Annotated in this window: 6 protein-coding genes; 4 read left to right on the top strand and 2 right to left on the bottom strand. The window is 47.3% G+C overall.

Translation table 11 applies throughout. The features are described from left to right. A partial coding sequence (locus V7R42_RS19660) for an Ig-like domain-containing protein (RefSeq protein ID WP_334022364.1) occupies window positions 1–6,847 on the bottom strand: 6,847 nt, incomplete at its 3' end. Between the two features lie 247 nt (window positions 6,848–7,094). Here V7R42_RS19660 and V7R42_RS19655 point away from each other — a divergent pair. From V7R42_RS19655 to V7R42_RS19640, 4 genes are all read left to right on the top strand, one after another. After that, complete coding sequence (locus V7R42_RS19655) at window positions 7,095–9,041, top strand: TolC family outer membrane protein (RefSeq protein ID WP_334022363.1); 1,947 nt, start codon at window positions 7,095–7,097, stop codon at window positions 9,039–9,041. A gap of 76 nt (window positions 9,042–9,117) precedes the next feature. Continuing rightward, entirely contained in the window at window positions 9,118–11,217 is a 2,100-nt protein-coding gene (locus V7R42_RS19650; protein ID WP_334022365.1) for a type I secretion system permease/ATPase, read from the top strand. Next, the gene (locus V7R42_RS19645) at window positions 11,214–12,581 is read left to right on the top strand and encodes an HlyD family type I secretion periplasmic adaptor subunit (protein ID WP_334022362.1); all 1,368 of its coding nucleotides are present in this window, start codon (window positions 11,214–11,216) and stop codon (window positions 12,579–12,581) included. The genes V7R42_RS19650 and V7R42_RS19645 overlap by 4 nt, the downstream gene beginning before the upstream one ends. Then, window positions 12,582–13,178 (top strand): helix-turn-helix transcriptional regulator, encoded by a 597-nt coding sequence (locus V7R42_RS19640; RefSeq protein ID WP_334022361.1) that lies wholly within the window; start codon window positions 12,582–12,584, stop codon window positions 13,176–13,178. Here V7R42_RS19640 and V7R42_RS19635 read toward each other — a convergent pair. Continuing rightward, a complete protein-coding gene (locus V7R42_RS19635; RefSeq protein ID WP_334022360.1) occupies window positions 13,153–15,087 on the bottom strand; it encodes a bifunctional diguanylate cyclase/phosphodiesterase in 1,935 nt (644 codons plus the stop codon). The genes V7R42_RS19640 and V7R42_RS19635 overlap by 26 nt on opposite strands. Between the last annotated feature and the right edge of the window lies 1 nt (window position 15,088).

The following is a 15,088-nucleotide window of genomic DNA, read 5'->3' as shown; positions in this document are numbered from 1 at the left end:
CTGTGCCTGTGTCGGTATCGGCGTTACCCGCATCGTCAGTGGCAGTAACGGTTGCGGTATAGCTGCCTTCTGCTAGCGTAGCAACTGCGTTGTCAGCTAACGTCCACGTGCCATCACCGTTATTAGTAGCGGGGTAATCATTGCCGTCGATAGTGACCACCACAACCGCATTCGGATCGCTCACCGTACCGGTAAGTTCTGGCGTGGTGTCGTTGGTAGTCAGATCGTTAATGGCAACCGTAGGTGCTGTGGTATCAATCACCACGGTGCCAGAGTTGGTTCCGGTGTTACCATCGGTATCAGTGGCAGTGACGGTAGCGGTATAGCTGCCTTCGGCTAGCGTAGCAACTACATCATCAGCCAGTGTCCATGTACCGTCACCGTTATTGGTAGCGGTGTAATCATTGCCGTCGATAGTGACCACCACAACCGCATTCGGATCGCTCACCGTACCAGTAAGTTCGGGCGTGGTGTCGTTGGTAGTCAGATCGTTAATGGCAACCGTAGGTGCGGTGGTATCGATTACTACTGTGCCTGTGTCGGTATCGGTATTACCGGCGGTGTCTGTTGCAGTAACGGTAGCGGTATAGCTGCCTTCAGCGAGTGTAGCGACTACGTCATCAGCTAACGTCCACGTGCCATCACCGTTGTTGGTAGCGGTGTAGTTATTGCCGTCGATAGTGACTACTATAGTAGCCGTTGCGTCATCAACCGTACCGGTAAGCTCAGGCGTGGTGTCGTTGGTCGTTACATCATTGATGGTTACTACAGGAGCTACGGCGTTTACTGTGTCAGATGCAGGCCCACTAGTGTTGCCCGCTTCATCAGTAGCCGTTGCCGTAACAACCACGCCATCTACCAATGGTGTAGCTGGTGTTACGGACCAATTGCCGTCGCTATCTGCTGTAACTGTGAAATCTGGTGTGCCGTCGCCATCTACGTCTACATTTACAGTTGCGCCTGCTTCGGCTGTGCCTGTAATTTCGGTGCCGTTGCCTGCATCGACGGTAGGTGTTGCAGGCGCACTCGTATCAATTACTACGGTGCCTGTGTCGGTATCGACATTACCCGCATCGTCTGTTGCGGTAACGGTAGCGGTATAGCTGCCTTCCGATAATGTGGCGACTACGTCATCGGCCAGTGTCCACGAACCGTCACCATTGTTAGTTGCGGTGTAATCATTGCCGTCGATAGTGACTACTACAGTAGCCACTGCGTCATCAACCGTACCTGTTAGTGCAGGCGTAGTGTCGTTGGTCGTTACATCATTGATGGTTACTACAGGGGCTACGGCGTTTACCGTATCTGACGCAGGTGCACTGACATTACCCGCAGCATCGGTTGCCGTAGCCGTTACATTGGTGCCGTTGGCAAGTGGGGTGTCTGGGGTTACTGACCAATTGCCGTCGCCATCTGCGGTAACTGTGAAATCTGGTGTGCCGTCGCCATCTACGTCTACATTTACAGTTGCGCCTGCTTCGGCTGTGCCTGTAATTTCGGTGCCGTTGCCTGCATCGACGGTAGGTGTTGCTGGTGCTGTGGTATCGATAATGCCGCTATTTTCGTTTGTAGTTGTCGTATTGCCGGAAACATCTGTCGCAGTTGCAGTGATCGAATAATTACCTTCAGATAAGGCTACTGGCACACCTACAGAAAAGGTACCATTGGCTTGAACAGTTGCGTCAAACGTTTGCGTATTACCAGCATTATCGGTAACGCTAATGGATACCGTACTGCTTGGAGCAATATCTGTAGTACCAGAAATGGTAGGTGTTGCATCGTTGCCTATGCCTTGCTGATTCAGCTTAAGTACAGGGGCGGTGGTATCAATATTGCCACCGTCCTCAGTTACGGTTGTTGAATTACCTGCATCATCTGTTGCAGTAACTTCGACGCTGTAGTCGCCTTCCGGCAGTGGAGATAATACTTCGGTAGCGAAATTGCCATCTGCATCAACCAACGCGTTAATGGTTTGCGTGTCGCCATTGTTGTCAGTTACTGTGATCACAACAACAGCGCCTTCAGGCAAATCTGTATTACCTGAAATAACCGGCGTAGTGTCATTATTTGAGTCTAACGGGTTAACGGCAACGATAGGCGCTTGTGTATCAATACTTCCATTTGTTTCGTTCACCGTCGCGGTGTTGCCTTGCGCATCGCTTACTGTTGCCGTAACGGTGAAGTCGCCCTCCGCCAGTGCATTAGGTACATCGGCACTGAATGTTCCGTCTGCTTCCACTACAGCTTGGAAGCGTTGCGAGTTACCGTTGGCATCTACCACAGTAATGGTAACCAGTGTGCCAGGCGCCACGTCGGTAGTACCTGTGATAGTTGGGGTAACATCGCTGGTGACGCCTTGTGTACCAAGGGTTAACAGCGGAGCTTGGCTATTTACATTACCTGCTGTACTCGCATTCGCAGTATTACCTGCACTATCGGTTGCACTGGCGGAAACTGTAAAGTCGCCGTCAGCTAGTGCGTTTGGCACATCTACGCTAAAGCCACCATTTGCATCGACCAAGGCATTGATAGTTTGCGTGTTTCCAGCACTATCTGTTACGACAAGCGTAACCGTGCTCCCTTCAGGAAGGTCAGTGGTGCCTGAAAGTGTAGGTGTGATGTCACCCGTGCTGCCAGGGTTTTCAAGGGTAAGCGTAGGCGCAGTGGTATCTACAAAGCCGCCATTGTCAGTTATTGTTGTCGTATTGCCATCGCCGTCAGTTGCGCTGGCGGTAACGGTGTAAACACCATCAGCAAGTGGAGTAGTAACATCTGCGCCGAAGCTTCCGTCTGCACCTACTGTTGCGGTAATCGTTTGCGTGTTCCCTGTGCTATCCGTTACGGTTAACGTTATTACATTTCCTTCAGGTAAGCTGGTGCTGCCCGAAATGGTAGGCGTGCTGTCATTCGTTTCGCCTTGTCCATCTAGTACTAAGGTGGGGGCATTGGTATTAATATTACCGGTTGCGTTGTCTGTAACTTCATTGCCTGCTTCGTCTTCTGCCGTGGCAGTAACAGTAAAGTCTCCATCAGCCAGTTCTTGGGGTATGTCGACAGAGAAATTACCGTTAGCATCAACCAAGGTATTGATCGTTTGCGTGTTACCTGCGCTATCTACGACTGTTAGCGAGACAACACTTCCTTCAGGCAGATCGGTGCTGCCCGATAACGTTGGTGTGGGATCGTTGCCAGAACCCACTGGATCTAAAGATAGCGATGGTGCGGTTGTATCTACAATGCCGCCGTTTTCTGTCACGCTAGCGGTATTACCATTTTCATCGACAGCGGTTGCTGTAACGGAGTAGTTACCCTCTGCCAATGCGCTAGGTACTTCAGCGCTAAAGCCTCCATTTTCATCAACAAAGGCTTCTATAGTTTGCTGATTACCTAAGCTATCGGTGACCACCAGTGTTACCGAGCTGCCAGCTGGCAAATCGGTAGTACCGGAAATAATAGGCGTGGCGTCGTTGTCATCACCCAGTGGGTCAAGGGTTAAGCTTGGCGCATTGCTGTCCACTGTGCCAGTTTGTGACGTTGAAGCACTATTTCCCGCAGCATCGGTGGCTGTTGCTTCAACAGTGTAGTCGCCGTCAGCGAGTTCAGCAGGCACGTCTGCGCTAAATTCGCCCTTCGCGTCTACTGTGGCAGTAAAGGTTTGGCTGTTTCCAGCACTATCGGTAACGGTAAGTGTAACCGTGCTGCCTGCTTCCAAGTTCGTAGAACCGCTAATTGAAGGTGTCGTGTCGTTACCTGTGCCAAGTGGCTCTAGAGAAATGGTTGGAGTTTGGGTGTCGATGTTGCCGCCATCTTCTGTAACGGTCGTTGTGTTGCCCGCATCGTCTGAAGCACTGGCTTCTACGGTATATTCACCTTCAGTAAGCGGCGTTTGCACGTCGACGCTAAAGTCTCCGTTTTCATCAACGATGGCATCAATAGTTTGTGTGTTGCCCGCGCTGTCGGTCACCGCAATAGTTACTGTTGAGCCAGGTGGTAAATCGCTAGAGCCTGAAATCGTCGGCGTGGTGTCGCTACCGTCAGTTTGTGGGTCTAGAGAAAGCACTGGTGCGGTAGTGTCTATGTTGCCACTGTTGTCGACAGCGGTAGTTGTATTCCCTGCTGCATCCGTTGCTTCGACAGAAACCTCATAGTTGCCTTCTGCTAGTGCTTCTTCGACATCAGCGCTGAAATTACCAATTTCATCAACAATGGCGGTAACGGTCTGCGTATTACCCTGGCTATCGGTGACGGTAATAACGACTTCGCTGCCCGCTGGTAAATCTGTATTACCCGAAATCGTAGGTGTTGAGTCGTTAGTATCCGTTTGCGGGTCGATGTTTACAACCGGTGGAGTACTATCAAGTACCGCAGTGGCCGTGGCGGTAGAGCTATTTCCATTGGCGTCTGTCACCGTTACTTCAATATTGTATTCACCCTCTTCAGCGCCAGGAGGGAACACGACATTAAAGTTACCATTCTCATCGGTCGTGCTTATGATTGTCTGGCTGTTGCCGTCGCTATCGGTGATAACGATTACCACTTCTGAGTTAGGTGCGTCTGATGAGCCCCCGATGCTTTCACTATCGTTGGTAGGAGAGCCGGTTTCAATAACAACATTAGGGCCTTGGGTATTGATAACCGCATCAATGATGGTTGAAGCGGTATTGCCCGCCACATCAGACACAGTAGCGGTTACCGTGAAGTCTCCGTTTGCGAGTGCTTGCGGAACTTCAGTACTGAAGCTACCGTCTTCTTGCACTGTTGCAGTAATGGTTTGCGTAGTGCCGTCTGAATGTACGATTTCTAGCGTGACTATCGCACCTGGTTCTGCGTCGGTGTCGCCATTTATCACTGGCGTGTCATCATTGGTTGAGCCAATAGGACCAAGGCTAATTCTCGGCGCCGTGGTGTCAACTTCGCCTGTTACTGTAGTAGTTGAGCTATTACCTGCCGGTGTCGTAACAGTAACATCTACCGTGTACTCGCCTTCGCTAAGCTCCGCTGGCACAACTTCGTTGAATGTGCCATCAGCGCCCACTGTAGTGACGATTGTTTGTTCGTTACCCTCGCTATCTGTAACAACAATGACGACTTCACTGCCAGGAGGTGCGTTGGTTTCACCAGAAACGTTTGGCGTCGTATCGTTTGATGGCGCAGGTTGATTTACGGTCGTTGACGGACTGGCAGAATCATAATCGCCGCTTGCTGTTGCTTGTGAGGTGTTACCCGCACCATCTGTCACCTCGGCAGTTACGCTGTATGTACCTTCAGCCACCGCACTTGGAATTTCAACGGTAAAGGTACCATCGGCAAGCACAGTAGTGGTAAAGGTTTGAGTAACGCCAGCACTATCGGTAACGGTAAGGGTTATCGTGCTTCCGGGCACGGCGTCTGTTAATCCCGAAAGTGTGGGTGTAGCGTCGCCATTTATTCCTGGGTCGTTTAATGAGATGGTTGGTGCCGTCACATCGATAGCACCTTGTGCTTCGGCATTGGCCGTATTGCCAGCTTCATCAGTCACGCTAGCGTTAACGGTAAATTCACCTTCAGCTAATTCAGCAGGTACATCAACGCTATAGGTGCCGTCCGCCTGAACAATGGCTGTTACGGTTTGCGTATTGCCTGTGCTATCGGTGATAGTTAATGTAACTGTGCTGCCGGAAACTGCATCCGTTGCCCCTGAAAGGGTAGGCGTGGTGTCGTTACCTGTCGCTATTGTATCGATAGTGATCGACGGTGCAGTTGTATCAATCACGCCCGTGGTGTCGGTAGTTGCTGTATTGCCCGCTTCGTCGGTGACGCTGGCGTTAACGGTAAATTCACCTTCAGCTAATTCAGCAGGTACATCAACGCTATAGGTGCCGTCCGCCTGAACAATGGCGGTTACGGTTTGCGTATTGTCTGCGTTATCCGTAATAGTTAGTGTGACCGTGCTGCCTGGAACTGCATCCGTCGCCCCTGAAAGGGTGGGCGTTGCGTCGTTTTCAGAACCTGGCGTATTAATGGTAATTATTGGAGCGGTAGCATCAATCTCGCCTATGGTGGAGCTATCCGCAGTATTGCCGGTAGGTTCTAATACGGTAGCATCTACGGTGAAGTTACCGTCAGCCAGCGCATTTTGTACGTCTACACTGAATGTACCGTCGTCTTGCACAATCGCGGTAACAACCTGAGTGTTTCCCTCACTGTCGGTAACGGTTAGTGTGACCGTACTTCCTGGAATTGCTGAAGTAATGCCTGATAGGGCTGGCGTGTTGTCGTTTGTTAACCCAATGGCGTCTAGGGAAAGCGAAATGTCTTGTGCTTGATCATCTGTTCCAGAAAATTCAATGGGCGCTACTTCATCGTTGCCATTCGCACTTTGATCGAACTGGAAACCCACTGGATCAACTTCTTCATTTATGCGATCAACGCGTACAAAATTACTACCGCCGTCAGTACCAGCACCGCCATCAAGACCTGCCGCGGTTGCTTCTAACGATTCTAAAATGTCGCCGTCACCGGCAAGCACATCAAGAAAGTCAGCGTCACCTTCTTGGTTGATAATGTTTATGCCCTCAGTACCGTCGAGTAATACTGTTAGTTCATCAACACTTTCGTCAAAAACAGCAAATTCATCGTCAGAATTGCTTTCAGTGAAATCCAATTGCAGCGGGAAGGTAACACTTTGTCCGGCCGGAATTGTGCGAAGTTCTCCATCTACGCTAACGACTACAAATCCATCAGGTGATATGTTTAATACGTCACCTTCCGCCAACGTCATACCGACAGTAATCTTTACCTGCTCACCTGTTTCGCCACGTACTAAAGAAGCCTCGCCGTTTACTTCTGCAATGGTTACTTCAGCCATAATACTCTCTCAATCGATAAATTTTCACGCTATATAAAAAGCGTAGCAGAGCTTTTTCACCTCGTTACCGGACTGTGGTACGGGGGGGCTATATTCTTTGGGATAAAAACTGGTTAGTTAACCCTAACTTATTAATTTTTAGTCTAATAATTAAGGGGTAAATTTGCAGATATACGCATAGTGTCTACCTTTAAAATGTAAGAAACGACACAAATGTCGCTTAGCATTTATATGGTGAGATGCGTATATGAAGTTGAAACATTCAGTGCTTTTTAAAGTTGCTATCGGAGCAACTTGCACTGTGCTTGCTCACGCTGCTATTGCCCAAAGCAATGATTTTGGTAATTCGGCAATCAGTTTAGAAAACTATGTTCGCAAAGTGGTTAACGAAAACCCAGAAGTACAAGCTAGCTTGCGACAACTTCAAGTGGCTATGTCAGACGTTGATATTGCCCGCGGCGGCTTTCGCCCTCAGGTCGATGTATTGGCTTCGAGCGCATATACCGATAGAAACTATGGTTTAGATCGTGAGTACATGGGCCATACTGCGCAAATCACGTTAACTCAGATGCTTTACGACGGTTTCTTAACAAGCAGTGAAGTTAAACGTTTTAAGCAAGCTCAAGTTGTACGCTTTTTCGAACTAATGGGTGAAGTAGAGCAAAAGTCGTTAGATACGGCTCTTGCTTATATGGATGTTCAGATGTTTCGTGAGCTATTGAAGCTTGCTGAAGAAAACTTGATTACGCATGTGGACGTGTTTAAACAAATTGAAAAAAGTGTAGAAGCGGGCGTAGGTCGTCGTGCTGATTTAGAACAAATTAGCGGCCGTTTGTCTCTGGCTGAGTCTAACGTGCTCACTGAGCTGTCTAATCTGCACGATGTTACTGCGCGGTTTTTACGGTTGGTGGGTGAGAAGCCCGCGAATAACTTGCAGCCGGTTACGTTAAACTCTGCCTATGTTGATGCTAGTGTTACAGATATTCAAACCTTACTCACCAGCGCCTACGGCACCAACCCCCAATTCAATGCCGCTATTTACAACATTGATGCCCAGCGTTACGCCGTGGATAGTGCAAAAAGCCTCTACCACCCACAAGTCAATTTAACCGCAAGTTACGGCGCACAAACGCGAGACCAAGCTGCGCTAAATAACACCATTACTGAAGCCAGTGTTGGCGTTAACTTTTCTTATAATTTGTATAACGGTGGTTCGGACCGGGCAGCGATTCGACAAGCGTTATCGCAGGTAGACTTAGCAAAAGACTTGCGAGACAAAGCCTGTATCGATATGAGACAAACGGTACAAATTGCTTATAACGACATTATCAATATCACTGAGCAGCTCCCCTCACTGAATGCCCACCGTCTGTCTTCAGACAGAGTAAAGTCTGCATACATGGATCAGTTTACTATTGGTGAACGTTCTCTATTAGACTTACTCGATTCCGAAAACGAGTACTACGAGTCTAGTCGCGCATATTTGGAAGCACAATACACTTTAGAAAAGGCGCGCGTAAGGCTACTTGCAGCCTCGGGTAGCTTGGCACAAACATTAGGAATTACGAAAGATGGCGTGCCGGACGTATTGAATAAAGCTGAAGAGAAAATTAGCTACGACCCTAACTACGTTTGTCCGGCCGTTCGTACAAATTTCGAAGATGAACTTAATATTCTTAAGCGCGACAAAGATAATGACGGCATTGTGGATTTGTGGGACGACTGCGTCAATTCTACACCAGGCGCTATGGTCGATGACTTTGGTTGTGAAGCCAAAGAGCCTGAGATAGAGCCAGAACCAAGTGCCGCAGATTTTACGTTAGATAATGCAAACATCATTAATTCGTTTAATCTCAATATCGAATTTGCGTCTAATTCTACCGAGGTTTTACCCGAATATAAGAACTCGCTTCAGGATGTCATTCAAGCCTTAAACAACGACCCAAATTTAGGGGTAATAATTCACGGTCATGCTTCACTCGATGGCGACGCAACCTACAACCAGCGGTTGTCTGAACGCAGAGCAAAAGCGGTTGCGTCACTGCTTATGTCGAAAGCAAATATAGAAGCGAGAAGAATTAGCGCCGTTGGTTACGGAGAAAGTCGTCCGCTTGTTAATGGGGAGTCAGACTCGGCGAACGCCCGCAATCGCAGAATTGAAGCGGCTATTATCAAGCTGCTTTCTAATAAATAGCAACGTGTAGGCCTATATGAAGGAAAGGAAGGTCGTAGATAACATATCCCTTTTGGAGCAGCAAGGTGGCGTATTGATGGATTGTTTAATCACCATTTGTCATGCGCATCATATGGATGTGTCGCGAGTTAGCCTGCTAAACGGGCTTCCTTTGGATAATGGTGAGCTCTCGCCAACAGGATTTGAGCGTGCAGCTAAACGGGCGGGACTAGCAAGCAGGACGGTTAAGCGCGATTTGGAGCACATTAACACTGCGCTGTTGCCCGCCGTACTAGTGTTGAATGAAAAGCAGGCCTGCGTACTTCATGGTATTGACCATTCCCATGCAAGAGTTTCGTATCCAGAATTAGATGACGCCGTAGTCGAAATTCCGAGAGATGAGTTAGCTTGCCGTTATACGGGCTATATCATATTTGTCCGTCCAGAGATGCATGCGCAAGAAACTAATGCGCAAATTGACAAATCCTCAGTAGGGCATTGGTTGTGGTCATCTATTAGATCTGCGAAAGGGTTATATCGAGATGTGCTACTTGCCTCTGTTTTCATTAGTTTGCTTTCCATTGCTTTGCCTTTATTTGTAATGAATGTGTACGACAGGGTAGTGCCAAATGCAGCACTGGAAACCTTGTGGGCGCTGGCTATCGGCGTACTTTTGATTTTGGCGGCAGATTTTTTGCTACGCATGCTCAGGCAGTATTTTGTAGAACTGGCGGCAAGTAGGCTAGATGTCACGCTTTCTGCAAAAATTATGGAAAAAGTACTGTCTATAAATTTGGCCAATAAACCAGCAAAAAGCGGCGCTTTTATAAACAGCTTGCATTCGTTTGAGAGTATTCGGCAGTTTTTTGGTTCTGTCACTTTAGTGGCACTGGTTGATTTACCTTTTGGGCTACTGTTTGTAGTCATTATCGCCATGATCGATTTTTATCTGATCATTCCAATCCTTATTGGATCCGCCGCGCTTTTCCTGTACGCCATGAAAGCACAGCGCGTAATGCGTTCCCTGTCAGAAGAGTCGATGGAGATTAGCTCTCGAAAAAGCTCCCTTGTTGCCGAAAGCGTGACTTCTTTAGAAGATATTAAGGCTTTTGGTTACCAGAGCCGAAATCAAAGTGCATGGGAAAAGCAAACAATATTTCTTGCTAAAGTTAATGCCAAGTTACGTCTTGTCTCAATGTCAGTGAATAATGCGGCACTTTGGGTTCAACAGTCAGTCGGCGTTGTAATCATTCTAACTGGTGTATATCTGATCATTGAAGGTGCAATTACCCAAGGTGGATTGATTGCTGCCTATTTACTGTCTAGCCGTGCCATGGGGCCAGTCTCCCAAGCTGCGGCTTTATTGGCGCAATACCATCACGCTGAAACGGCAAAGAAAGCCCTTGATGACATTATGTCCCTGCCGAGTGAGTCAGGCAGTAATAAGCAGATAAAAAATATTATTGTGCTTAAGGGAAATATTGATGCAAGCCAGCTTTGTTTTAAATATCCGGATGAAACCGTACTTGCACTCAAAGACGTAAACTTCTCTATCAAACAAGGAGAGCACGTAGCGATTTTGGGCAAAAATGGATGTGGGAAATCAACGTTGAACAAACTGCTTATGGGCTTTTATCGCCCTGAGTCAGGGCAGTTACTCATGGACGGCATTGACCTTCAGCAATACGACCCGACACTGCTTCGCAAACAAATAGGTTACGTGCCACAAGACGTCAGCCTTTTCTACGGTTCGCTTAAAGATAATATAATGCCCGAGCGCTCACATATAGACGACACTGACTTTTGGGAAGTCATAACCCAGTGCGGTTTGGCGCAACTTGTTAATGGTAATGCTAACGGTGTGGAGCAAAACGTAGGGGAGCGTGGAAGCTTACTCTCAGGAGGTCAGCGACAGGCAGTAGCGATAGCCAGAGCCATAGTGCGAGACCCTGCGATATATATCATGGATGAACCTACCTCAGCCATGGACTCGACAAACGAAGCGAAGTTGAAAAAAACCATAAAAGCAGCAACAGCCGGCAAAACACTCATTATCAATACCCATCGTACTACGTTGCTTGACCTTGTTGAGCGAGTAATTGTTGTCGAGAATGGAAAAGTCATTGCTGACGGTAAGAAGGAAGATGTACTGGTGCAGTTTAAACATGCAAACCAAGTACAGAAGAGGGCACCATGATAATAAACAGTGGTGGACAGAAAAAGGACTGGTTGCAACGATTAATGCGTGGTTGGCTAGCGCCCCCTCCAGGACAAGACTGGGTGTTGGAAGCGGAATGGTCCCGCATAATGCAAACCCCAGTTAAAGCCCGTGGGCTTTTATATTTGATAATACTTGTATTATTTCTATTAGTAGTGTGGGCGTATTTCGCAGAGATTGATGAAGTGGCTAAAGGCGATGGGAAAGTCATACCGTCTCAGCAACTACAGGTGCTGCAATCTTACGATGGGGGAATTGTACAAGAGATATTGGTACGGGAAGGGCAAACAGTTAAAGCTGGACAAGTTTTACTAAAAGTGGACTCCACTCGATTTTTGTCAAGCCTTGAAGAAAACACAACCCAGTTTGCAGCGCTGGCGGCAAAAGTGCAGCGCTTATCTGCGCTAACTCAAGGTGATGTGTTGCGCTTTAATCGAGAGCTTCGCGAGCAGGCACCAACTATCGTTGATAACGAACGCAAACTCTACAATTCTAACTTGGCTGAGCTTGATGAAATCGCGGCGGGATCGGATTCTCGTATTATGCAACGCCGTCAGGATGTGGAAGAAGAGCGAGCTAATTTGTCTCAGTATCAAAACGTCTTGTCTCTTTCTGAGAAAGAGCTTTCTGTGACCAAGCCATTACTTGCATCAGGTGCTGTGTCGGAGATTGAAATCCTTCGGTTGGAACGTCAGATAGTAGAACTAGAAGGAAACATCACCAAGTCCAAAGTAGCGATTGAGCGTGGACTAAACGCCATCGAAGAGGAAGTTATTAAGAAGGAAGAATCGCGTCTTAAACTGATTAATCGATGGAACCAAGAATTGACCGAAGCCACCGCTGAAATGGCTACACTACAGCAATCTCAAACCAGTTTAGAAGATGTGGTGTCACAAGCTGCACTTAGATCACCAATCAATGGTACGGTACAGCGGTTGCTTATCAATACCATTGGTGGCGTTATAACACCAGGCAGTGCGGTAGTAGAACTCGTCCCCCAAGATGATCAACTTATTGTTGAGGCAAAGGTTTCACCTAAAGACATTGCGTTTATTCGAGAAGGGCAGCAGGCCATATTAAAATTCAGTGCTTATGATTTTACAATTTACGGTGGTATGTCTGCTGAAGTTCAACATATTAGTGCTGACGCCATTACCAACGAAAAAGATGAAACTTATTATTTGGTAAGACTTGAAACGAAGAAAAGCATTGCTAATGAAACGTTAGAGATACTGCCTGGGATGATTGTGCAGGTAGACATCCTCACGGGGAAAAAAACGGTACTTAACTATATATTATCTCCGTTGTCCAATGTAACAGCCTCTGCCCTGCGGGAGCGTTAAATGAGACATTTCATCGCCAAAAAAGATTTGCAAGGGGCGCTAACCCAGTATTCGTGGACCAGCTATAGTCGTGTTGATCAACTAACATGTAAACAAAGCGATTGTATATGGGTAGTGGCAAGCGATGAAAACTGGCGGCAACAGCTAATTGAAGCCAAGCAAAAAGTAACGCAGATAGTTGTACTGACCTATAAATATGATCGTTTAGAAATGCAAACTGCGCTAATGCTGGGCGCTAGGGCGTATTGTCACGCGTTAGGAACCCAGTCTCTCTTTTCCTCGGTAGCAAGAGTGATAGAAGCGGGGGGCATGTGGTTACCGAATGAGTTGCTTTCAGTGACCACCTCTAATGTAGCGGTCAAACTGCAATCTAAACGAGTGTTACCCGTTTTAAGTGGCCTAACGAACCGCGAGAAAGACGTATTAAGCGGTATTTTAGATGGACTTAGCAATAAAGAAATTGCAAGAGAGCACGGTATTACAGAGCGGACTGTTAAAGAATATGTGGGTACGCTCTTGCATAAATTTGAGGCGAAAGACCGAATCAGTTTACTGCTCAGACTTGGCGAATTTAGTCATCTAAAAGATGCTCTATAACTTCCATATGTGATACAACGCCGTCAATACCAAGTTCTATAAAGAGCGCGTGATGATCAGCGCGTTTTACACCATCGGCGTATACTTTAATACCAAAAGTATGCGCAAGTGAACAGAAACCACGAAGGAAAGCGTGATTAGCTGGGTTGAAATCTATATCGGCCATAAATGCGGAATCAATTTTCACATAGTCTAGCCCCATCTCTTGCACATCTAACAGTTGCGAGAACGATTCGCCTACACGCTTAAGGCCAACTTCGCACTCTTTAGCTTTTACCGTTGTACAAAAATCGTTAAATTCTTTTGGAAAACGCGTTGCAGTAGATTCCCTTATTTCTAAACATAACTGTTTAGCGGCTTTCGAGTGGGTGCCTATTTGATAATAAAGCTGTGCAAGGGTGTCAGGGTCTAGCATGAACTGTTCGGAGCAAAGAAAAGCAAACTTTGATTCTGTGCCAGAACGGTTAATGTAATCAATAAGGTGAACAATGGTTGTCAGTTCTAACTGTGGCAACAAACCTAAATAACGTGCCCAGTGGGTATAGAAGCCGCTCTTTCTAAGCTCTCCGTCTATGTTCACCCCAGCCCAGCTTTGGTAATGGACCAAATTTCTGTCTATATCGAGCACTGGGAAATTAAATGTTTCTACATCGCGCGCATCGATAGCACGTTTGAGCTCTTGCTCCCATCGCTTCTCTTCCACAAGTGAAATGAATTCTCTTAACGGAGCCTCGACAAACGGTTCGTCCATTTCATCCGCTTCGGCTTCATCTATCATCGCATCAGCGCGCATAAGTGCGTTTGAAAAGCTATCGCCCGGTCGTAATTTTACAACCGACTGAAAGACTTGAGGGTCGCCTTCTTGGCTAAATGCACTTAAACACGCACCGTGTAATGCTTCAGATATCGTAACGGCATCGTGAGTTTCGGTGAGGAGAATAGCGAATTCATTTTTTTGCATTCTCGCAATACGGCTGTCAGTGAAAAGATGATGGTGCATAGAGAGGCAATCATTAATTTCTTCAACAAAGCCGCGAATACGATTTTTACGAATAGTGGCTGGAGTGCGCAAGAAACCCTCGCCCTCTGTAAACCTCACAAAAAAGACGCAGTTAACGCCTTCGGTATCGCGAAAGGCAAGTTGACCTTTCAAAATAGAAATAAAGTAGTCTCGGTTGGCGACACCAGATTCGTCGTCAAATTGGGTTTTATAGCGCATTAGGTCAAGACGGGTATTCTCCTCCGCCATAATTTTCTTGGACGTTTTTGCGAGGGAGTTCATCGCCCGAACCACGCGCTTGAGTTCGTGCGTGCGAGGTTCACGCAGTTGGATAAACTTCATGTCACCAAAGGACTCGGCTTGTTGAACTACGTCATCAAGGGGCCGAATGATAACGCGAAGCGCCCATGCTCCTATTATTCCAGAGAAGATACCTACCAGAGATAGCCCGAAAATAAGCCGTTGAGTAGCGCGCCACATAGAGGCGACGGCGAAGCTGGTGTCGGTTTCGACATATATCGTACCGTACTGGCCCCAACCCTCACTTACCTGTGCAACTCCCGGATTGACTGTCGGTGAAAAATTGCTTGTAAACCATCTGGGCGTGTCTTCATCTAATTGCACTTCGTGGGTGTGGGCAGACACAATTTCGCCGTCCGCTTTGTGAAGTACAATTGTCGCATAGTGCCCAATATCAAATTGGGACATGATGAAAAGGTCTAAAGAAACGGGATCTTTTTCTAATCCACTTAACGCTAGCGCCAACATACTGGCGTTATCAACGTTTTTAGAGTAAAGCTGCTCTTCTACATATTGCTTCGTAGTAATTCCATGGATTGTCACGCTACCTGCAATTGCAACAAGGACAACGACTATAATGGCTAGCCACAATTCTCTTGTTATTGACATA

Source organism: Alteromonas sp. S015, assembly GCF_036864485.1.
Lineage (GTDB): Bacteria > Pseudomonadota > Gammaproteobacteria > Enterobacterales > Alteromonadaceae > Alteromonas.
The sequence above is the reverse complement of the archived record's forward strand: the minus strand, read 5'-3'. Positions and strand labels throughout refer to the sequence as shown.

What these genes read in the sequence shown, in the direction of transcription:
- V7R42_RS19655 (WP_334022363.1), top strand. Translation starts at nt 7,095, where the DNA reads ATGAAGTTGAAACATTCAGTGCTTTTTAAAGTTGCTATCGGAGCAACT.
- V7R42_RS19650 (WP_334022365.1), top strand. Translation starts at nt 9,118, where the DNA reads ATGGATTGTTTAATCACCATTTGTCATGCGCATCATATGGATGTGTCG.
- V7R42_RS19645 (WP_334022362.1), top strand. Translation starts at nt 11,214, where the DNA reads ATGATAATAAACAGTGGTGGACAGAAAAAGGACTGGTTGCAACGATTA.
- V7R42_RS19640 (WP_334022361.1), top strand. Translation starts at nt 12,582, where the DNA reads ATGAGACATTTCATCGCCAAAAAAGATTTGCAAGGGGCGCTAACCCAG.
- V7R42_RS19635 (WP_334022360.1), bottom strand. Translation starts at nt 15,087, where the DNA reads ATGTCAATAACAAGAGAATTGTGGCTAGCCATTATAGTCGTTGTCCTT.